Source organism: Alysiella filiformis (assembly GCF_014054525.1).
Lineage (GTDB): Bacteria > Pseudomonadota > Gammaproteobacteria > Burkholderiales > Neisseriaceae > Simonsiella > Simonsiella filiformis.
The window spans coordinates 1,231,586-1,251,124 of sequence record NZ_CP059564.1 but is presented as its reverse complement, the minus strand read 5'-3'; the positions used below and the strand labels follow the sequence as shown (position 1 = coordinate 1,251,124).

The 19,539-nt window shown below is 47.5% G+C and carries 20 protein-coding genes; 9 read left to right on the top strand and 11 right to left on the bottom strand.

The genetic code is table 11. From position 1 onward, the window contains the following. Window positions 1-30: 30 nt before the first annotated feature. Window positions 31-339 (bottom strand): RNA chaperone Hfq, encoded by a 309-nt coding sequence (gene hfq, locus H3L97_RS06215; protein WP_097113615.1) that lies wholly within the window; start codon window positions 337-339, stop codon window positions 31-33. Between the two features lie 281 nt (window positions 340-620). On the opposite strand from hfq, the gene H3L97_RS06210 reads away from it, so the two are divergent. The 3 genes from H3L97_RS06210 to H3L97_RS06200 all read left to right on the top strand — a co-directional run bounded on the left by H3L97_RS06210 (window position 621) and on the right by H3L97_RS06200 (window position 2,820). Beyond that, a complete protein-coding gene (locus H3L97_RS06210; RefSeq protein ID WP_097113616.1) occupies window positions 621-1,205 on the top strand; it encodes a hypothetical protein in 585 nt (194 codons plus the stop codon). After that, window positions 1,198-1,677 (top strand): DUF4112 domain-containing protein, encoded by a 480-nt coding sequence (locus tag H3L97_RS06205; protein WP_097113617.1) that lies wholly within the window; start codon window positions 1,198-1,200, stop codon window positions 1,675-1,677. The genes H3L97_RS06210 and H3L97_RS06205 overlap by 8 nt, the downstream gene beginning before the upstream one ends. A 291-nt stretch (window positions 1,678-1,968) precedes the next feature. Continuing rightward, window positions 1,969-2,820 (top strand): class II glutamine amidotransferase, encoded by an 852-nt coding sequence (locus H3L97_RS06200; RefSeq protein WP_097113618.1) that lies wholly within the window; start codon window positions 1,969-1,971, stop codon window positions 2,818-2,820. Window positions 2,821-2,956: 136 nt separating this feature from the next. Here the strand turns inward: H3L97_RS06200 and H3L97_RS06195 are convergent, their stop codons facing one another. Further along, entirely contained in the window at window positions 2,957-3,538 is a 582-nt protein-coding gene (locus H3L97_RS06195; RefSeq protein WP_097113619.1) for a manganese efflux pump MntP, read from the bottom strand. Between the two features lie 92 nt (window positions 3,539-3,630). On the opposite strand from H3L97_RS06195, the gene H3L97_RS06190 reads away from it, so the two are divergent. Genes H3L97_RS06190 through H3L97_RS06180 form a run of 3 tightly spaced genes read left to right on the top strand, consistent with a single transcriptional unit; the run spans window position 3,631 to window position 5,265 of the window. Further along, the gene (locus tag H3L97_RS06190) at window positions 3,631-4,113 is read left to right on the top strand and encodes a dihydrofolate reductase (protein WP_097113620.1); all 483 of its coding nucleotides are present in this window, start codon (window positions 3,631-3,633) and stop codon (window positions 4,111-4,113) included. 44 nt (window positions 4,114-4,157) lie between these two features. Next, complete coding sequence (xseB, locus tag H3L97_RS06185; RefSeq protein ID WP_097113621.1) at window positions 4,158-4,385, top strand: exodeoxyribonuclease VII small subunit; 228 nt, start codon at window positions 4,158-4,160, stop codon at window positions 4,383-4,385. Further along, window positions 4,369-5,265 carry a polyprenyl synthetase family protein gene (locus H3L97_RS06180; protein ID WP_179655775.1) on the top strand — a complete coding sequence of 299 codons (897 nt, stop codon included), beginning with the start codon at window positions 4,369-4,371 and terminating at the stop codon, window positions 5,263-5,265. The genes xseB and H3L97_RS06180 overlap by 17 nt, the downstream gene beginning before the upstream one ends. A gap of 63 nt (window positions 5,266-5,328) precedes the next feature. On the opposite strand, the gene H3L97_RS06175 is transcribed toward H3L97_RS06180, so the two are convergent. The 3 genes from H3L97_RS06175 to H3L97_RS12040 all read right to left on the bottom strand — a co-directional run bounded on the left by H3L97_RS06175 (window position 5,329) and on the right by H3L97_RS12040 (window position 8,593). Further along, window positions 5,329-5,757, bottom strand: coding sequence for an SPOR domain-containing protein (locus tag H3L97_RS06175; RefSeq protein ID WP_097113623.1), 429 nt, complete (start codon window positions 5,755-5,757; stop codon window positions 5,329-5,331). A gap of 273 nt (window positions 5,758-6,030) precedes the next feature. Continuing rightward, window positions 6,031-8,424 (bottom strand): phosphoenolpyruvate synthase, encoded by a 2,394-nt coding sequence (gene ppsA / locus H3L97_RS06170; RefSeq protein WP_097113624.1) that lies wholly within the window; start codon window positions 8,422-8,424, stop codon window positions 6,031-6,033. Between the two features lie 40 nt (window positions 8,425-8,464). Beyond that, window positions 8,465-8,593 carry a hypothetical protein gene (locus H3L97_RS12040; protein ID WP_257010977.1) on the bottom strand — a complete coding sequence of 43 codons (129 nt, stop codon included), beginning with the start codon at window positions 8,591-8,593 and terminating at the stop codon, window positions 8,465-8,467. A 57-nt stretch (window positions 8,594-8,650) separates the two neighbouring features. Here H3L97_RS12040 and H3L97_RS06165 point away from each other — a divergent pair, with 57 nt between their 5' ends. Beyond that, window positions 8,651-8,884 carry a hypothetical protein gene (locus tag H3L97_RS06165; protein WP_143269097.1) on the top strand — a complete coding sequence of 78 codons (234 nt, stop codon included), beginning with the start codon at window positions 8,651-8,653 and terminating at the stop codon, window positions 8,882-8,884. A 164-nt stretch (window positions 8,885-9,048) separates the two neighbouring features. Further along, window positions 9,049-11,046, top strand: a complete 1,998-nt coding sequence (locus H3L97_RS06160) for a BCCT family transporter (protein WP_097113626.1) — start codon at window positions 9,049-9,051, stop codon at window positions 11,044-11,046. Window positions 11,047-11,364: 318 nt separating this feature from the next. Here H3L97_RS06160 and aroA read toward each other — a convergent pair whose 3' ends face one another. Continuing rightward, a complete protein-coding gene (gene aroA, locus H3L97_RS06155) occupies window positions 11,365-12,660 on the bottom strand; it encodes a 3-phosphoshikimate 1-carboxyvinyltransferase (RefSeq protein WP_097113674.1) in 1,296 nt (431 codons plus the stop codon). A gap of 162 nt (window positions 12,661-12,822) precedes the next feature. Here aroA and tal point away from each other — a divergent pair, with 162 nt between their 5' ends. Further along, entirely contained in the window at window positions 12,823-13,878 is a 1,056-nt protein-coding gene (gene tal, locus H3L97_RS06150; RefSeq protein ID WP_097113627.1) for a transaldolase, read from the top strand. Between the two features lie 207 nt (window positions 13,879-14,085). Here the strand turns inward: tal and H3L97_RS06145 are convergent, their stop codons facing one another. From H3L97_RS06145 to scpB, 5 genes are all read right to left on the bottom strand, one after another. Next, entirely contained in the window at window positions 14,086-15,240 is a 1,155-nt protein-coding gene (locus H3L97_RS06145) for a trans-sulfuration enzyme family protein (protein WP_097113628.1), read from the bottom strand. Between the two features lie 227 nt (window positions 15,241-15,467). Continuing rightward, complete coding sequence (locus H3L97_RS06140) at window positions 15,468-16,565, bottom strand: pseudouridine synthase (RefSeq protein WP_097113675.1); 1,098 nt, start codon at window positions 16,563-16,565, stop codon at window positions 15,468-15,470. A 208-nt stretch (window positions 16,566-16,773) separates the two neighbouring features. Then, window positions 16,774-17,691 carry a tetratricopeptide repeat protein gene (locus tag H3L97_RS06135; protein ID WP_097113629.1) on the bottom strand — a complete coding sequence of 306 codons (918 nt, stop codon included), beginning with the start codon at window positions 17,689-17,691 and terminating at the stop codon, window positions 16,774-16,776. A gap of 148 nt (window positions 17,692-17,839) precedes the next feature. After that, on the bottom strand, window positions 17,840-18,940 hold the full coding sequence (locus tag H3L97_RS06130; protein ID WP_097113630.1) for an acyltransferase family protein: 1,101 nt from the start codon (window positions 18,938-18,940) through the stop codon (window positions 17,840-17,842). Continuing rightward, window positions 18,937-19,509 carry an SMC-Scp complex subunit ScpB gene (gene scpB / locus H3L97_RS06125; protein WP_097113631.1) on the bottom strand — a complete coding sequence of 191 codons (573 nt, stop codon included), beginning with the start codon at window positions 19,507-19,509 and terminating at the stop codon, window positions 18,937-18,939. The genes H3L97_RS06130 and scpB overlap by 4 nt, the downstream gene beginning before the upstream one ends. Window positions 19,510-19,539 lie beyond the last annotated feature (30 nt).

The window sequence follows — 19,539 nt, the reverse complement described above, 5'->3', positions numbered from 1 at the left end:
ATGGTTTGGGTTTGTTGATTTTCAATCGGTTTAGGCATTGAGATTGATTTCGGCACTCACGGTTTCCACTTGCTGCAAAGCGGGGCGTGGTGCAACCGTTGCCGCCGCTTTATTGTCGTGCTGAATGCTGACCGCACGCGCTGGCACAATGGTGGAAATGGCGTGCTTGTAAACCATTTGTGTTACAGAAGTATTGCGCAGCAAAACAACATATTGGTCAAACGACTCAACCTGTCCTTGCAATTTAATACCATTAACCAAATAAATGGATACGGGAACGTGTTCTTTACGCAAGGCATTCAAAAAAGGGTCTTGCAATAATTGTCCTTTGGCTGTCATTATGAGTAGCTCCGTTATTGTATTGTCATTTTAAATTGAAATCGGGCAGTTTGCATGGCGCAAGGGCTGGCTTTATTCTGATTGAAAACGACCATCTTTGTTTATTTTTGTAAAATGCGAATGGCACGAATTGTAACGGCAAATTCACATTAACACCAAATGATTTTTACATTTTTTTAAATCAAAACGCAAAAAAAGCATTCAGGCAGCCTGAAAAGCGCAAAATCAGTTAAAATTAGCCCCCATTAAACCATTGCAACACCCTATTTTTGAGAACAACCATGTTGGCACTAAACATCATCAACCATTTGCTCCGACAAAACCCCGAAGTCATGCGGCAATTAAGCGGCTTCAACGGCATTGTTTTGGGGATACAAAGCGCGAGCGTTCGCGTGGTCGGGCGCATAGACGCAAACGGCTTGCTCACGCCCACGCAGCGCATTGCCGACACCGTGTTAATTGTCCACCCCCAAGCCTTGCCCAAATTTTTACAAGGCGATTTGCCCAATTTCAACGATTTAGCCGTAGAAGGCGACATGGAATTGGGCATGAACGTGATGTTTTGCTTTGCCCAAATCCGCTATGCGCCACACCAAGATTTGCGCCAACTGCTGGGTGATGACACCGCCGATAAACTCACCGCCAAAGCCGCCAAAATCGGTAAAACCCTCCAAATTGTGGGGCAAACTTTGCTGTTTCAGGCAGCTTCCATCAACCAAGCCAGCGAACAAGCCCGAATGCAACACAGCCAAATGCACGAAACACTCAACGATTGCGTGGACGAGTTGGACGATTTACGCAACGAAATCCGCATCATCAACAAACGCCTTGAACAACTGGAAAGCAGCCTGAAATCGTATGACTGAACCCAATTTGCGCCAACATCGGCTTTCAGGCAGCCGCAGCTACCGCCTCTGCCGCCAAATCAGCCTTTATTTAGACGATTATTATTTAGATGGCATCATCGGCTTGATTCCCGTGGCAGGCAGCCTGTTAAGCGGTGCATTGAGCTTGGTTTTTGTGTATGCGGCGGTGTTTAAAATTCGCTCGTGGCGATTGGCTTTGGTGGTTTTGTTCAATATTTTGAAAGATTTGATTATTGGCTTAATCCCCTTTTTGGGCAATATTTTGGATTTTTTCTACAAAGCCAACAAACGCAATTTTGCCCTGCTAGACGGCTTTGCCGCAGGCGATGAACACATCGTGCGCCAAGTCAATCAACAAGCCACCCAAGCCCTGATTGGGTTGTTGATTTTGGGGGCATTGGCAATCGGTTTGATTTATTTTACAGTAGAAATCACATTGTGGCTGTTTGCCCATTTGGCGGCTTTAATGTGATATTCAGGCAGCCTTTCTGTACACGAGCAAATTAAAGTTTTTGCCTTCGGCGACTTACTTTTTAAAAAAGTAAGCCAAATAAACCAAAAAAACAATGATTACTTCCATTTTATTCAATGGCTTAATCCATGCAGGCAGCCTGAAATATTTTTTGAAACACAAACCGTTCAGCATTAAAGTATTTGGCTTACTTTTTTAAAAAGTAAGTCGCCGAAGGCAAAACCGTTTTCTATTATGTATTTTCAGGCAGCCTGAAAAACAAAAACAACAATAAATACAAGGAATAAAATCATGTGCCAACTGCTCGGCATGAACTGCAACACCCCCACCGACATCGGTTTTTCCTTTGTTGGATTCAGCAAACGTGGCGGCTTAACCGACCACCACACAGACGGTTTCGGCATCGGCTTTTTTGAACCCAAAGGCAAAGGCTTGCGCCTGTTTTTGGACAACCACCCCTGCGCCACATCGCCCGTAGCCGAATTGGTCAAAAATTACCCCATTCGCTCCGAAAACGTGATTGCCCACATTCGCAAAGCCACCCAAGGCAGAACCATGCTGGAAAACACCCACCCCTTTCAACGCGAATTGTGGGGCGAATATTGGCTGTTTGCCCACAATGGCAATTTAAAAAATTTCAAACCCGATTTTGAAAATGCCTGCTACAAACCCGTGGGCAACACCGATTCAGAAACCGCATTTTGCTTTATTTTGAACGAATTGCGCCACAATTTCCCCCAAAAACCCAGCAATGAAGTGTTGTTTGCCACATTAACCAAATTGGCACGACACATTCGCGATTTTGGTATGTTCAACATCTTGATTTCCAATGGCGATTTCATGTTTGCCCATGCCTGCACGCTGCTGTATTACATTGAACGCAAAGCCCCATTCGGACAAGCCCATTTGGTTGATGAAGACATTGCCATTGATTTTGAAAAATTCACCACCCCCAACGACCGCGTTGCCGTTATCGCCACCCTGCCGCTGACCGACAACGAAACGTGGGGACAATTCGCCCAAGACGAATGCGTGTGGTTTTCACAAGGCACGATTTTGTGGCGCGATTGCCCTGCCAATCCCGTCTATTTGAGCCGCGAAGAAGGCTTACGCATTGCGCGTGAAGCAGGCGCGGCTGCCTGAACAGAAAAATCGGACGGTGTAGGGGACAACTTATCACACCAAACTCATGATTTATCAGGAAAATGGTGCAATAAGTTTTCCCCTACACCGTCCCCATTTTTAAATGAATTAAGCATAAAATCACGAATGCGCTTGCTTACCACAGTTGCAAATGGCTCAATAAAATCCACACCCCCATGCCCAGCAGCAACACGCCACCACCCAAGCCCGCGTATTTGCCGATTTTTTCGCCCAAAATATGCCCCAATTTCATGCCCAAAGCCGCCATCACCGCCGTGGTGCAACCAATCAGCAATGCCATGATGATGATGTTCACGTCCAAAAACGCCAAGCTCACGCCCACTACCATGGAATCCACGCTGGTGGCTAATGCGGTAACACATAAAATAAAATATTGATTTTTATTGGGAAAATTTTTTTCAGGCTGCCTGAAATGGGGGTCGCTGCTTGTGGCGTTTTCATAAATCATCTTCACGCCCAGCCCGCCCAACAGCACAAATGCCAACCAATGGTCATAGCTTTCAATAAACGGTGCGGCTGCCCAACCCAAGCCCCAACCCATAAGCGGCGTTGCCATTTCCACCAAACCGAAGATGCAAGCATATTGAAATATTTGCATTTTGTTGGGCGACTGAATTTGTGAACCCTTGGCAAGCGAAGCCGCAAACGCATCGGCAGACATGCCCAATGCCAATAAAACTTGTGAAAAAAGACTCATGATTTGTGTGTGGTGTTTTTGTTATCTGAATATTGGGCGCGATTATACGCTATAATCGCCACCATTTTTAAAGATATAACCCCAACAATTTTATGAGAATAACCTTGGTCGCGGCACTTGCCCAAAACCGCGTGATTGGCGCAAACAACGATATGGTGTGGCACATTGCCGAAGATTTTGCCTTTTTCAAACAATACACTTTGCACAAAGCCGTGATTATGGGGCGCAAAACGTGGGACAGCCTGCCACGCAAACCCCTACCCCAACGCCGCAACATGATTATCACGCGCCAAAGTGATTTTCAGGCAGCCAATGCCGAAATTTTCCCCAATTTAAACCATGCCTTAAATGCGTGTTTGGGCGATGAGGAAGTCATCATCATGGGCGGTGCGGAAATTTATGCCCAAGCCCTGCCCCACGCCACCGATTTGCGCCTGACCGAAGTGAAATTGCAACCGCAAGGCGATGTGTATTTCCCCGAATTTTCGCGCGATGAGTGGCAAGAAATGGCGCGTGTACCACAGGTTTCCGCCAATGGCATTGCCTTTGACTGGGTGCATTATGTGCGAAAATAGCATGACACATCAACGAGCCTGAAAATCCACAACGAGAAACAACCATGTCCCGCAAATCCCCCAAAAATTTTGAAGACGCACTCAATCGCCTGCACAACATCACCCAATCCATGCAATACGATGAATTGGCACTGGAAAAATCGCTGGCAATGTATGAAGAAGGCGTGGCGTTGCTGCGTTTTTGTCATGAAAAATTGAATGCGGTTGAGCAGCAACTTTATGTTTTAGAAAACAATGAATTAAAGGAACTGAATCTTGAATCCCATGAATGATTTGGCAAACTGGCAAACCCAAGCCCAAGCCGATACCGAAATCATTTTAGAACGCATTCTGCCCAAAGAAAATCGCGTTCCCGCCACCCTGCACCAAGCCATGCGATACAGCACTTTGGACGGTGGCAAACGCTTGCGCCCCTTGCTGGTGCTGGCGGCAGCAGAATTGGGCAACCGCGTTCAGGCAGCCTGCGAAGCGGCAATGGCGGCGGTGGAGTGCATACACGTTTATTCTTTGGTACACGATGATATGCCCGCCATGGACAACGACAGCTTACGGCGCGGCAAACCCACTTGCCACATTGAATTTGGCGAAGCCAACGCCCTGTTGGTGGGCGATGCGCTGCAAACTTTGGCGTTTGACGTTTTATCGCAAACCACCGATTTGCCAGCGCAAAGACAACTTCGCATGGTGCAAGTTTTGGCAAAAGCATCGGGCAGTGTGGGCATGGCAGGCGGTCAAGCCATTGATTTGGCACACGTTGGTTTGATGATGGTGCAAGAAGATTTGGAACACATGCACAGCCTGAAAACAGGCGCGTTAATCCGAGCGGCGGTGCAACTGGGCGCATTGTCCTGCCCCGATTTGAGCGATGACGCATTGCAACAGCTTGATGAATATGCCAAAAAATTGGGCTTGGCATTTCAAGTGATAGACGATGTGTTGGATTGCGAATCCGACACCGCCACGCTCGGCAAAACAGCAGGCAAAGACGAAGATGCCAACAAACCCACCTATGTGAAATTGCTGGGTTTGAGCAAGGCGCGTGAATATGCCGAAAACTTGATTGCACAAGCCCTTCAATCTTTGGCAAATTTTGACCACCGCGCCGACCGTTTGCGCCAATTGGCACAATTTGTGGTGGCGCGCAAAAATTGATTTCAGGCAGCCTGAAAATCCACAAAAGGTCTTTTTCAGGCTGCCTGAAATGGTTTTGTCCGATTATTGCATCAACAACACATTCACTTGCTGTTCACGCAAATCGGCAGCGATTTTTTCCGCCTCAACCTGTTTCAAACGGTAGCTGCTGCGCACCACGCGCACCGTGTCGCCATTGCGGTTTTTCATGTGCACCACGCGCGATGGCAAGCCCAACAAAGACGCTTTTGCCGCCTGTTTATACGCCAAATTGGGGTCGGTAAACGCGCCCATTTGCAAAGTTACCGTTTCTCTGTTGCCACCTGCATTGCCAGCAGTTTTTTGCATATTGTCCCCTGAATGACTTGCAACTTTCGCTTCCGCTTGATTTTTGGCAACGGAAGGCGCAGGCGTTTTGGGTGGCAAGGCTTGGGCGGCGGTTTCCGCGTGTGCATGGGCGTTTAAAGCGGCAACGGTCATCGCCACAATAATCATACGCAATGATTTTTTCATGATTCATTATCCTTGTTATTTTTGTGGAAAAAATCGGCAAAACATCACCGAATACAAAAATTTTTTAATTGAAAATGGAAAGGGATTGATTTCTTTAATATTGGAAATTATAGCTGAAAAATGAATAAGCAGACTGGCAGCACCGCATTTTTGGATTTTTTTACAAATCACGCAATATGTTGTGGCAAGATAGCGACAAAACTGATTAAGCACAAACAGGCTGCCTGAAAGCCAATCAAATCTTTCAGGCAGCCTGTTTTCACATTGGGGCGATTATGCCGCGTTGTTCAACTCTTTTGCCAAATACAACCACGTTTCAATCACCGTATCGGGGTTGAGCGACACCGTTTCAATGCCCTCTTCCACCAACCACTTGGCAAAATCGGGGTGGTCGGAAGGTCCTTGACCGCAAATGCCCACATATTTATTGTGTTTGCGGCAGGCTGAAATCGCCAAATGCAACATCACTTTCACAGCAGGATTGCGCTCGTCAAAGCTGCTGGCAATGCTGCCGCCACTGTCTCTGTCCACGCCCAAAGTCAGTTGCGTCATGTCGTTGGAGCCGATGGAGAAACCATCAAAATATTTCAAGAATTGTTCCGCCAACAGCGCGTTGCTTGGCACTTCGCACATCATAATCAGGCGCAAACCGTTTTTGCCGCGTTCCAAACCATTGGCTTTCAGGGCGTGAATCACTTGTTCGGCTTCATTCAAAGTCCGCACAAAAGGAATCATGATTTCCACATTGGTCAAGCCCATTTCATCGCGCACATATTTCAAGGCTTGACATTCCAGCGCAAAGGCTTCTTTAAACTCTTCCGAAACATAACGCGCCGCACCACGGAAACCCAACATCGGATTTTCTTCATGCGGTTCGTAAATGTTGCCGCCCACCAAACCCATGTATTCATTGGATTTAAAATCAGACATGCGCACAATCACTTTGCGTGGATACACAGACGCTGCCAAAGTTGCCACGCCTTCTGCGATTTTGTCCACATAAAATGCGGTGGGCGATGCGTAACCTGCAATGCGGTCGCGGATTTCATCTTGCAAATCGCTGTCCAATTTATCAAAATCAATCAAGGCTTTGGGGTGAATGCCAATTTGACGGTTGATGATGAACTCCATACGCGCCAAGCCAATGCCTTCGCTGGGAATATGGGCAAAGCTGAACGCCAATTCGGGATTGCCCACGTTCATCATGATTTTCACGGGCGATTGTGGCATTTTGTCCAAAGAGATTTCGTCCACGCTCACATTCAACAAACCGTTGTAAATCAAACCTGTATCGCCTTCCGCGCAAGATACGGTTACTTCTTGACCTTCTTGCAAAACTTCGGACGCATTGCCACAACCCACCACAGCAGGAATGCCCAATTCACGCGCAATAATCGCCGCGTGGCAGGTGCGACCGCCACGATTGGTTACGATTGCTGCCGCGCGTTTCATCACGGGTTCCCAATCGGGGTCGGTCATGTCGGTAACGAGAATGTCGCCTGCCTGAACGCTGTCCATTTCGCTGGCATCTTTAACCAAACGCACTTTGCCTTGACCCACTTTTTGACCAATGGCGCGACCTTCGCACAACACTTGGCGTTCGCCCGAAATGTTGTAGCGGCGCAAGCTGTTACCTTGTTCTTTTTCTTGCGATTTCACGGTTTCGGGGCGGGCTTGCAAGATGTACAATTTGCCGTCCACGCCATCGCGTCCCCATTCAATGTCCATGGGGCGACCGTAGTGTTCTTCAATGATGAGCGCGTATTTTGCCAATTCGGTAATTTCTTCATTTGAAATGGAAAATTGTTTGCGCTGTTCGGCTGGTACGTCCACCACTTGCACCGATTTGCCAGCCTGTGCTTGTTCGGTAAACGTCATTTTGATGAGTTTTGAACCCATGGTTTTGCGCAAAATGGCGGGTTTGCCTGCACGCAAAGTGGGTTTATGCACATAAAATTCGTCTGGATTGACTGCGCCTTGCACCACCGTTTCGCCCAAACCGTATGATGATGTTACGAAAACCACATCTTCAAAACCGCTCTCGGTGTCAATGGAGAACATCACACCAGCCGCGCCTGTGTCGGAGCGCACCATGCGTTGCACACCAGCCGACAACGCCACCACATCGTGTGCAAAACCTTTGTGTACGCGGTAGGAAATCGCACGGTCGTTGTACAAAGAGGCAAAAACGTGGTGCATGGCTTCTTTAACATTATCCAAGCCATTGATGTTTAAAAATGTTTCTTGCTGACCTGCAAAAGACGCATCGGGCAAATCTTCGGCTGTGGCAGATGAACGCACGGCTACGGAAATTTGGTCGGTGCCTGCATCGGCAACCATTTTGTTCCATGCGGTTTCAATGTCGGCATTCAATTCGGCAGGGAAAGGCGTATCCAAAATCCATTGGCGGATTTCTTTGCCCACACGCGCCAGTTCGGTAACATCGTCCACATTTAAGGCAGCCAAAGCGTTGGAAATGCGTTCTGCCAAGCCTTCGTGCGCCAAAAATGCGCGATAGGCGGCGGCGGTGGTGGCAAAGCCACTGGGTACGCGCACGCCTTTTTCGGTGAGCTGGGAAATCATCTCACCCAAAGATGCGTTTTTGCCGCCCACGCTTTCCACATCGGTCATGCGCAAGTTTTCAAACCAAATGACGTTTTGAGACATGTTTTGTGTCCTTTCGCTGAATTGTTTTGTAAAGATAGGATTACAATGTTTCGGTGCTTATTCTAGCGTTTATGCGGAAAAAAGTCATGTTTTTTGTGTGGCAAAGTGTGTTCAGGCTGCCTGAAATAAAGCGATGAACGGTTTGTAACACATTGTAAGTCCACCGCATTTGATTGTTGATTTTTGTTAATTTGGGTGGCAAAAAAGGTTTTTTCAGGCTGCCTGAATGCGTTTATTTGGCATTTTATGCGATTTGTTTTTGATTTTAAGGGCTTTTGTTGGCTTGTTTGGGGAGATGCAGTGGGAAAATGTAATGTGTTGTAATTTTGTGAATCTTTGGGAAAACGCATTTTGGCTTGCCAACATCGATTGGGTCAAAAAAATATTGCTTGATAAAAAAATCTCAAATCATGCCGCCTCAACACCATGCCAACAACTTAAAATTTATTGCTCAAAATGAAATTTTTTTGATATTTTATACCTAATTTAACCTTTTTTAATACAAAAAATGGATTTTTCCTTTTCTTGCCAGTGGCACTGTGTTATTTTAAAAATAGAAAAAATCAATGATATTGATTTTGAAACCAAATCAATCAAATTGAACAGTGAAAGAAAGGAAATGTGATGAACACACCCTCCACCCCACCCAGTAAATTGGCACAACGCAACATCAATCCGCGCGTGTTTTTGGGCGCGAGCGGCATCATTTTGGCGATTATCATTTTTGCCGTGCTTGCGCCACAAACCGCCGATGGCGCATTCAAAAGCCTGCAAGCCCTGATTGTGGAAAACGCCAGTTGGTACTACATTCTTACCGTGGCACTGATTTTGATGACCACCGTTTATTTGGGCATGTCGCGCTATGGCAACATCAAATTGGGGCTTGACCACAGCAAACCCGAATACAGCGATGTGTCGTGGTTTGCCATGTTGTTTTCGGCGGGCATGGGCATAGGTTTGATGTTTTTTGGTGTTGCCGAGCCTGTCATGCACTTTTTATCGCCACCTTTGGGCGAAGGCAGCAATGTTCAGGCAGCCCGACAAGCCATGCGTTTGACGTTTTTCCATTGGGGTTTGCACGCTTGGGCGATTTACGCGATTGTGGCTTTGATTTTGGCGTTTTTTGCGTATCGGCACAATTTGCCGCTCACTTTGCGTTCTGCGCTTTACCCTTTGATTGGCAACCGCATTCACGGCAAATGGGGCGATGCGGTGGACATTTTCGCGGTGGTTGGCACATTATTTGGCGTGGCAACTTCTTTGGGATATGGCGTGTTGCAAATCAATACGGGTTTGAATTACCTGTTTCCCAACTTGATTGCCGTGAACACGCCCACACAAATCGTGTTGATTGCCATTGTTACCGCCTTGGCAACCCTATCGGTGGTAAGCGGTTTGGACAAGGGCGTGAAAATGCTGTCTGAACTGAATTTGGGTTTGGCGGCGATTTTGTTGCTGTTTATTTTGTTGATGGGTTCAACCGTGTTTTTGTTGCAAGCCTTTGTGCAAAACGTGGGGCATTATGCGTCCAATATTGTGAGCATGACTTTCAATATGTATGCCTACGAAAAAACCGACTGGCTGGCTGGTTGGACCATTTTGTATTGGGGTTGGTGGGTCAGTTGGGCGCCATTTGTGGGTTTGTTTATTGCGCGGGTGTCGCGTGGTCGCACGATACGCCAATTTGTGATGGGCGTGTTGCTGATTCCCACAGGTTTTACATTTTTGTGGATGACGGTGTTTGGCAATTCTGCCATTGATTTGATTTTAAACAAAGGCATAACGCAACTGGGCGATGTGGTACAAAAAGACGTGTCGCTGGCATTGTTTGCCATGTTTGAGCATTTTCCGATGTCGGGCGTGCTAACGGCGGTGGGTTTGTTGATGGTGGTGGTGTTTTTCATCACATCGGCAGATTCGGGCGCGTTGGTTATGGACATGTTGAGCGCAAACGGCGAGGGCAGCAAGGGCGTTGCTTATCGCGTGTATTGGTCGGTGGGTGCTGGCGTGGTGGCGGTGGTGCTGCTGTTGGCAGGCGGTTTGGGCGCATTGCAAACCATGACCATTGCCAGCGCATTGCCCTTTATCACGGTGCTGATGGTGGCGATGTATGGCTTGATGAAAGCCCTTGAAGTGGACATTCAAAAACAAGAAGTGCAACAATTGAGTTTAACCACCCCCCTGCCCGCCATGGGAAGCGGCGCGTGGCGCGAACGTTTGCAAGTGATTATGGATTTTCCCAAACGCGAAACGGTGGAGCATTTCATCAACCACACCGTTCAGGCAGCCTGCCAAGATTTTGCCGATGAATTGCAAAAAACAGGCGTGCTTGCCAGCGTGAAACAGGAGCGTTCGGGCTATGTGATTTTGACGGTACACCACGGCGATGAGGTGGATTTTACTTATAAAGTGAAATCGGTGGCGTATGTGCAACCCAGTTTCGCGCAACAAATTGCCGATGTGGAACAAGCCAATGAAACGCAAAAATACTATCGTGCCGAAGTACATTTGCGCGAGGGCGGTCAAGATTACGACATCATGGCGTGGAGCAAAGAAGGCGTGATTAACGATATTGTTCAACAATATCATACGCATATGCACTTTTTGCACCGTTTGCGTTAAGGAGATGGGTTTTCAGGCAGCTTTTCGTTATGCGACAACACCTTAGGGGCTAATGACAATTCGTTTCGCGATTGTTTTTTCATCAAAATCGCCAACTTCTGCGTCAAAAATACGCGCCAATGGGTGGCATTGACTCACATTTTTTCCTTGAATTTGACAATTTTGTTTGAAAAACCAACTTCGCGCCCAAATTGTCATTAGCCCCTAACAAGCTCAAACCTTTGCAAAACCCACTTTTAAACTGATATAGGGGCGGATTTCACATCCGCCCCCTTTTTCAATTTATTGATAAAAATTGCTGTAAGTCTGAAACCGTTTTCACGCACTCAAACCGTTGAACACTTCAAAATAAGTGGGAAAGGTTTTGTGTGTGCATTTGGGGTCGTTGATTTGCACGCTCACGCCCAGCAGCGACACCAGCGAAAAACACATCGCCATGCGGTGGTCGTCATAAGTATCAATTTCTGCATTATCAATGAGTTGTGTGGGCGGTGTGATGTGGATTGCGTCTTGTTCTTCAATCACTTCTGCGCCCACTTTGCGCAATTCGGTTGCCATTGCCGCGATGCGGTCGGTTTCTTTCACGCGCCACGATTCAATATTGCGAATGCTGCACTTGCCGCCCGTTGCCAACGCCACCACCGCCAACGTCATTGCCGCGTCTGGAATGTGGTTCGCGTCCAAATCAAAGGGCTGGATTTTTTGCTCTGGCGCGCGTGAAACTTCAATAAAATCATCGCCCCACAACACGGTTGCACCGATTTTTTCCAATTCGTGTGCAAACGCCACATCGCCCTGAATCGCGTTTTTGCCCAAACCTGTAACGCGAACGGGGCTGCCTGAAAGCAAACCTGCCGCCAAAAAATAGCTCGCGCTGGACGCATCGCCTTCCACATTCACGATTTTGGGCGCATGGTATTTGGCGTTTTCAGGCAGCCTGAAAATGTGATAATCTTGATTTTCCACATTCACGCCAAATTGTTTCATTAAATTCAAGGTAATATCAATATAAGGTTTGGAGATGAGTTCGCCCTGCACCACAATTTCCCACGCCTTGCCCGTGAGCGGCAGCGCCATCAACAGCGCAGTGAGAAATTGGCTGGACACATTGCCCTTAATGGGGATTTGGCGGACTTGTTTATCAATAAAATCATGAATTTGCAAAGGTGGATAGCCCTCATTGCCCAAATAAGCCACATTCGCCCCTGCAATGCGAAGTGCGTCCACCAAATCGCCAATGGGACGCTCGTGCATGCGTGGCACGCCGTGCAAATGGTAATCGCCGCCCAAAATCGCCAATGCGCCCGTTAAAGGGCGGAATGCCGTGCCCGCGTTGCCCAAAAACAAATCGGCTTGCTTATTCGGAAATTTGCCCGATTGCCCGACCAATTTCAGGCTGCCTGAATCGGTGGTTTGCATGGGAACGCCCAATTTTTCAAGGGCTTCCAGCATTCGGTCGGTGTCGTCCGATTTGAGCAGCGAGCGGATTTCGCATTCGTTGTCCGACAAAGCGGCAAGCAGCAAAGTGCGGTTGCTGATGCTTTTTGACCCCAACAGGGCAACGGTGTTGTGCGCTTTTAATTGGCGTGGCGCGAGTGTGATGGATTCAGTCATGATGTTGATGTAATTGAATAACAAAAAGGCGATTATAATGGTGCAAGCCATTTTCAGGCAGCTTTTTTGTGTTCAGGCAGCCTGAACGCAATTTAATGCTATTCAAATGCGATAAAATGAATTAGCATAATCTTTTTAAGCAACCATACACAAGGAAAAATCATGTCCATTTTATTATCGGTACAAAAATTGGGTCAGCAAATTTGGTTGGACAATTTGTCGCGCAGCTTGGTGCAAAGCGGTGAATTGGCACAATTTTTGCAAAAAGGCGTGAGCGGCGTAACGTCCAATCCCGCCATTTTCCAAAAAGCCTTTTCAGGCGATGAATTGTATTTGCCCGAAATTGAATCTTTGAAAAAACAAGGCTTGGGCGCAAAAGAAATTTACGAAACTTTGGCGATTGCCGATGTTCAGGCAGCCTGCGATGTGATGCGCCCCGAATACGACCGCACACAAGGCAAAACAGGCTTTGTGAGCTTGGAAGTTTCGCCCGAATTGTCGCGCGATGCGGCTGGCACGATTGCCGAAGCCCAACGTTTGCACGCTGCCATCAATCGCCCCAATGTGATGATTAAAGTGCCAGCCACCAACGAAGGCTTGGTTGCGCTGACCGAATTGGTGGCATCGGGCATTTGCGTGAATTTGACTTTGCTGTTTTCGCGCACGCAAACCGTTAAAGCCTATGAAGCCTATGTTGCAGGCTTGCAAAAACGCTTGGAAGGCAAACAAGATGTGTCGCACATTCAAGTGGTTGCCAGCTTTTTCATTTCGCGCGTAGATGGTGCTTTGGACGCAACCCTGCCTGAACATTTGCAAGGCAAAATTGCCATTGCTTTGGCAAAAGCGGCGTATCACGATTGGCAACAATTCTTTGCCACGCCCGAATTCAGCGCGTTGGCAGCGCAAGGTGCAAACAAAGTTTCGCTGTTGTGGGCATCAACTGGCGTGAAAAACCCAGCCTATCCCGACACCTTGTATGTGGACAGTTTAATTGGCGAACACACGGTAAACACCGTGCCAGACGCGACTTTAAAAGCCTTTATGGAACACGGCACGGCTGCCAGCACCTTAACCGTGGAAACGGAACAGGCTTTGGCGCACATCGCAGAAGCGGAAAAATTGGGCATTGGCTTTGAAACGCTGGCAACCCGCTTGCAAGACGATGGCTTGAAACAATTTGAAGAGGCATTTGAAAAATTGTTGTCGCCATTAAATTGATTGAACTGTCAAACTGACGTAGGGGTGGATTTCATATCCGCCCCTAAAAATAGGATAAGTGTAGGGTGCAACTTGTTGCACCATTTTCCTGATAAAACATGGATTTGGTGCAACAAGTTGCACCCTACATGGTATCCCATTTTGTATTTATCAAAATCAAGTCTAAACACCGAGTTTTGCAAAGGTTTCAGGCTGCCTGAAATCGCATCACAAAGTTTGATTCAGCGCGTGATTGATGTCGGCATAGATGTCATCAATATGCTCAATGCCCACCGAAAAGCGCAACAAACCCTCACGAATCCCCAAACTGTTTTTCACTTCGGGCGACATACCGCTATGCGATTGGGTGTAGCTGTGGTTCACAAGGCTTTCCACGCCCCCCAAACTGGACGCCATGCACACCATTTTCAGGTTTTTAATCACGGTGTTGGCTGCCTGAATGCTGTTGTTTTTCAAATAGATGGATACCACGCCACCAAAATCACGCATTTGGCGTTTTGCCAATTCGTGATGTTCATGTTCAGGCAATGCGGGATAAAACACCTTTTCCACCGCAGGGTGATTTTGCAAACGCAAAGCCAATTCACGCGCATTTTGACAATGGCGTTCCATGCGCACCGCCAGCGTTTTGATGCCGCGCAACACCAGCCAGCAATCCATAGGCGATGCGATTGCACCTGCCATAATCAGCATATCATTCAATGATTTGGCAAGATTTTCATCTTTCACAGCCGCCACGCCAATCAGCACATCCGAATGTCCACCCAAATATTTCGTTGCCGAATGAAACACGATATCGCAACCCAAAGCCAAAGGATTTTGCAAATAAGGCGTGGCAAAAGTATTGTCTATGCCCACCCACGCACCGTGTGCTTTGGCTTTTGCCGCCAGCGTTTCAATGTCCACCAAACGCAAAAGTGGATTGGACGGTGTTTCCAACCAAAGCAATTTAACTTGATGATTTGCCAAAATTTCGTCCAATTTTTCAGGCTGGGTCAAATCGGCAAAAATCACGTTCACACTCCAAGGCGCGTAAACTTGCGTGAGCAAATCGTAGCTGCCACCGTAAATGTCGCTGACCGCCACAATCGTGTCGTTGGGGCGCAAAATGGTGCGGAAAATCACATCAATCCCCGCAATGCCGCTTGCAAACGCGAAACCGTGTGTGCCTTGTTCCAATGCGGCAATGGTGTCTTCCAAAGTTTTGCGCGTGGGATTGGCAAGCCTCGAATATTTAAAGGGAATCGGCTCGCCAATTTCGTGCATGGCAAACATGCTGTTTTGGTAAATGGGCGGCATCAGGGCGCGATTGTGTTCGTTGTGGTCGTAAGATGAGTGAATGAGCTCGGTATTGAATTGCATGATTTTTTCCTTTGTATTTTGATTTAAAAATATTTCAGGCTGCCTTTCAATACATGACAATTTTGATTGTGCCACAAACCTATCCCCTCCCCTGCTTGCGGGGGAGGGTGAGGGTGGGGGAAAAATCTATGGAAACAAAGTCATATTTCAGATGTGCCACGAACCACCCCCACCCTAGCCCTCCCCCGCCAGACGGGGGAGGGAATAGGTTTCAGGCAGCCTGAAAATCATTTGCGGCGTTTGCGTTCCCCTGGTAAAGCCATGTCTGCCCATTTCACGATATTGGCGACTTCGGCAGGGTTCAATTCGTAAAATTGTCCGCGTTTCAAACGGTTGGGCAAGCCAATCGGACCAAATCCCACGCGCACCAAACGGCTGACCGTGCAACCCAAAGCCTCAAAAATGCGGCGCACTTCGCGGTTGCGCCCTTCTTTGATGATGACGTTGTACCATTTGTTTGCGCCTTCGCCGCCTTGTGCATAAATGCGTTCCACACGCGCCAAGCCGTCTTCCAACATCACGCCTTCGGTGGTGAGCGTGGACATTTGTTCTTGGCTCAATTCGCCCAACACGCGCACGGCGTATTCGCGTTCCACTTCAAAGCTGGGGTGGGCGAAACGCTGCACCAATTCGCCCGAAGTGGTCAAAATCAACAAGCCGCTTGTGTTGATGTCCAAACGCCCAATCGCCACCCAACGGCTGCTGGCGGCTTGTGGCAGGCGGTCAAAAATGCTCACGCGACCTTGTGGGTCATCGCGCGATACGATTTCGCCTTCTTGTTTGTAATACAAAATGATGCGTGGCAGGCGGTCTGCCCATTTCAATTTAATCGCGTTGCCTTTTACGGTAACTTGGTCATCGGGCGAAACCTTGTCGCCCAAATGCGCCACTTTGCCGTTTACCAACACCCAACCGTTGCCAATCCACTCTTCCATTTCACGGCGCGAACCGACACCGCTTGCCGCCAATACTTTTTGCAAACGTTCGGGTTCAATGCGCGATAAATCGGTGCGTTTTTCACGCAATTCTTGGGCGCGTTCTTGGATTTTTTGGTTAGGCGCACGGACAATCAATTTTTTTGCTTTGGACGCGCGTTGTTTCACATATTCTTTGGGTTCGGAAATGGGGCGATTGTCGCGGTTTTCGGTGCGGGCTGTGCCATTTTGTGAACGCGGTTTGGATGTTGTCCATTCATTTTCTTGGCGGTTTGGGCGTTTCAGGCTGCCTGAAACGGCTTTTTGGGTGGTTGAACGCGGTTTTTTCGGCTTTTGGCTGATGCCATCGCGGAATTGGCGTTTGGATTGAGGCTGTTTGTTTTTGCTCATTTTGGGTTGCTCCATAATGTTTTCAGGCTGCCTGAATTTGGGCAATATTGATGCTGCCGTCCGCTAGGACTTTTCAGGCTGCCTGAAACATTCTTCTGTGGCTTTGGCGACAGGATTGTGTTTAAAAAATAAAATTGTACCGCAAAAACCAAAAAAAATCCCTGAAAAACAGGGATTTTTTATTTTCAGGCTGCCTGAAAGCCATTCATCATGATTTCACATCATTAAACCGAATCTGTTGTCCTTTTGCTAAACCGTCCAGCACCATTTTCGCTTTTTCATGACCTTGATATGCCGCTCTTTCAAAACATGCCAACGCAAGGCTCAAATCCTTATTTGTTCCCTTGCCTTCATAATAAAAAATACCCGCATTGAACAGCGCATCTGCATCGCCTAAAAAAGCAGAATTTTGATAATATTCAAAGGCTTTTGTATCATCTGGCACACCCAGCTTGCCAAGTTCATACAACTGCCCCAAAGCCACCATGGCGCGTTCGTCATTTTGAGCTGCTGCTTGCTCAAAATAGGTTTTTGCCTGTTGATTGTCCACAGGCACACCATCGCCCATCATATAAATCACGCCCAAATTGAATGCCGCGTCCACATCCGACTTTTTTGCTGCTTTCTTCAATAATTCAATCGCTTTATTCATGTCTTTCGGCACACCATCGCCAAACAAATACGCCACGCCCAAACTGTATTGTGCATGGACATCGCCTTTTTTGGCTGCCGCTTGCCATTTCGCCACACGCTGTTCTAGGGGCATAAAATGTTCGTCAATATGGGCTAACACTTCGCTATATTGAACCAATTTTCGGCTATCGGGATTTTTTGCCACGCCTTTGCGACATGTTTCTTTTGCTTTTACCAGTACATCGTTTTCAGGTGGTGCAGTATCCTTCAAAATGCGCTCCACCATTTTCTTGCAACCAGTATAAAACGGTGAACTTTGCATTTGCTCATATGGAAAAACCCAATTCTTGGGTGCAGGTGTTTGTTCCACAGTTGCTTGCGCTGTTGGTGGGTTTTGCGTTGGCTCAACCGATTGTGCTTGATTGCCATCCGAACAAGCCGCAAGCACAAGTACGGAGACCAAGCCAAGAGATAAAAGTTGTTTGTTTTTCATCAAAAAATCCTTATTAAACTTTCAGGCTGCCTGAAAACATTCTTCTGTGGCTTGCGCGACAGGATGGGTTAAAAAAACAAAATTGTACCGCAAAAACCAAAAAAATCCCTACAAAACAGGGATTTTTCGCTTTCAGGCAGCCTGAAACTCATTTTTTCACAAACGGCATTGCCACAAAACGATTGCCCACATACGCCAAAACCAACGCCACCGCCAAAATCACAGGAAAATGCCACAAATAGCCAATAAAATTTTGCTGTTTAAATTCAAACATTTTCCACACGCCAAACCACATAAAAATGACCATACCGTGCGTGAGATACAGGGCATAACTCAAATCCCCCAACTGGCGCAATCCCCAATGATTCAATAAGTTGGCAAAACTGTAACCCTGCACCACCACCGCAAACCACACCGCCAACAACAGGCGTTGTTCCCACGAATAGGCGACCGTTTGCGTGAAAATGTATGCCGTCAAAATCAACATAAATACATGAATGATAATGGGAAAACGTTTTAAGGCTGCCTGAATCGGCTTGGCAAACACCAGCGCAGGCAATGCCAACACAAACAGCCAATAATAACGCCACTCGGAATGCCACAAAACAATCCACCACGCCACCGCAATCGCCAGCCATGCTGCTGGCTGAAACGTGATTTTCCGATGATAAATCATGTGGATAAGTGGCATTATCGCATACACCGCCCATTCATAAACCAAAGTCCACTGCACCCCTGCAATGATTAAATGCGATTGAAAACCTTGAAATCCCACATTTTGAAACAGCAGCCATTGATAAGAAAATTGCATCAATTCGCCAAAATTGTTGAAATTAACTGGTTTAAACCACAATGTGATTGCCAAAACCACGCCCCACACCGCCACATAAAGCGGATAAATCCGTTTGGCACGGGCAATGTAAAACGCACGCCAATTCATTTGTGGCGTGTGGCAAATTTTGATGAAATGCAAATAGCCGCTCATCAAAAAAAACAAAGACACGGAAACCGCACCCAAGTTGATGATAAATAAGCTGTTTGCACCCCACACGCCGCCTTCGCGCCATGTGAAATTGTAGTAAAAATGGTGCGCCACCACCGCACACGCCAAAATGCCGCGCAAACCGTCTAATTGCGTGCTGCGCTGGGCGTGGGCGTTTTCAGGCTGCCTGAACAGGCATTGGAGCGCGAATGCGGCAATGGCGGTGCCAATCGCGCTCATCAAAAACAGGCTGCTGGCGTGGTTCATTCGGTTTCGCTTTCGGCATTTTCTTTTGGCAAATCAGGGGTTTCAGGCAGCACCAATTCGCCCAATTCGGTTAAAGGCGGCAAATCGCCCAAGCTGGGCAGTTGCAAATCCACCAAAAATTGCTCGGTGGTTGCCCACAAAGACGGCTTGCCCACCGTATCGCGCTGCCCAATCACTTCAATCCAACCGCGTTCTTGCAGCGTTTGCATCACAGTTTGCGATACGGACACTCCACGAATCTGCTCAATGTCGCCGCGCGTAACGGGTTGTTGATACGCGATAATCGCCAATGTTTCCATGACCGCGCGTGAATAACGTGGCGTGCGCTGTTCGTTCAGGCTGCCCAAGCGTTCAAACGCGCTTTCCACAATTTGAAATTTCCAGCCTTGTGCGGTTTTGAGTAATTGCAACGCCCTGTTTTGCCAACGATTTTGCAATATTGCCAAACAATCTGCCAATTCGTTTTCAGAAAGGGGCGGCTCGGCAAGTTTGCGTAAAGTGCTTTCAGACAAAGGTTCAGGCTGCGTGAGCAAAGCGGCTTCGATTAAAGATTCATTTGATAAATTCATGATTATTTTAAAATTGATGATTTAAATTGA

What these genes read in the sequence shown, in the direction of transcription:
- ppsA (WP_097113624.1), bottom strand. Translation starts at nt 8,424, where the DNA reads ATGTCTCAAAACGTCATTTGGTTTGAAAACTTGCGCATGACCGATGTG.
- H3L97_RS06140 (WP_097113675.1), bottom strand. Translation starts at nt 16,565, where the DNA reads ATGAGCAAAAACAAACAGCCTCAATCCAAACGCCAATTCCGCGATGGC.
- H3L97_RS06135 (WP_097113629.1), bottom strand. Translation starts at nt 17,691, where the DNA reads ATGAAAAACAAACAACTTTTATCTCTTGGCTTGGTCTCCGTACTTGTG.
- H3L97_RS06175 (WP_097113623.1), bottom strand. Translation starts at nt 5,757, where the DNA reads ATGAAAAAATCATTGCGTATGATTATTGTGGCGATGACCGTTGCCGCT.
- H3L97_RS06195 (WP_097113619.1), bottom strand. Translation starts at nt 3,538, where the DNA reads ATGAGTCTTTTTTCACAAGTTTTATTGGCATTGGGCATGTCTGCCGAT.
- H3L97_RS06190 (WP_097113620.1), top strand. Translation starts at nt 3,631, where the DNA reads ATGAGAATAACCTTGGTCGCGGCACTTGCCCAAAACCGCGTGATTGGC.
- tal (WP_097113627.1), top strand. Translation starts at nt 12,823, where the DNA reads ATGTCCATTTTATTATCGGTACAAAAATTGGGTCAGCAAATTTGGTTG.
- H3L97_RS06165 (WP_143269097.1), top strand. Translation starts at nt 8,651, where the DNA reads ATGCGTTTATTTGGCATTTTATGCGATTTGTTTTTGATTTTAAGGGCT.
- H3L97_RS06200 (WP_097113618.1), top strand. Translation starts at nt 1,969, where the DNA reads ATGTGCCAACTGCTCGGCATGAACTGCAACACCCCCACCGACATCGGT.
- H3L97_RS06145 (WP_097113628.1), bottom strand. Translation starts at nt 15,240, where the DNA reads ATGCAATTCAATACCGAGCTCATTCACTCATCTTACGACCACAACGAA.
- H3L97_RS12040 (WP_257010977.1), bottom strand. Translation starts at nt 8,593, where the DNA reads ATGCGGTGGACTTACAATGTGTTACAAACCGTTCATCGCTTTATTTCA.
- H3L97_RS06205 (WP_097113617.1), top strand. Translation starts at nt 1,198, where the DNA reads ATGACTGAACCCAATTTGCGCCAACATCGGCTTTCAGGCAGCCGCAGC.
- hfq (WP_097113615.1), bottom strand. Translation starts at nt 339, where the DNA reads ATGACAGCCAAAGGACAATTATTGCAAGACCCTTTTTTGAATGCCTTG.
- H3L97_RS06160 (WP_097113626.1), top strand. Translation starts at nt 9,049, where the DNA reads ATGAACACACCCTCCACCCCACCCAGTAAATTGGCACAACGCAACATC.
- aroA (WP_097113674.1), bottom strand. Translation starts at nt 12,660, where the DNA reads ATGACTGAATCCATCACACTCGCGCCACGCCAATTAAAAGCGCACAAC.
- H3L97_RS06130 (WP_097113630.1), bottom strand. Translation starts at nt 18,940, where the DNA reads ATGAACCACGCCAGCAGCCTGTTTTTGATGAGCGCGATTGGCACCGCC.
- xseB (WP_097113621.1), top strand. Translation starts at nt 4,158, where the DNA reads ATGTCCCGCAAATCCCCCAAAAATTTTGAAGACGCACTCAATCGCCTG.
- scpB (WP_097113631.1), bottom strand. Translation starts at nt 19,509, where the DNA reads ATGAATTTATCAAATGAATCTTTAATCGAAGCCGCTTTGCTCACGCAG.
- H3L97_RS06210 (WP_097113616.1), top strand. Translation starts at nt 621, where the DNA reads ATGTTGGCACTAAACATCATCAACCATTTGCTCCGACAAAACCCCGAA.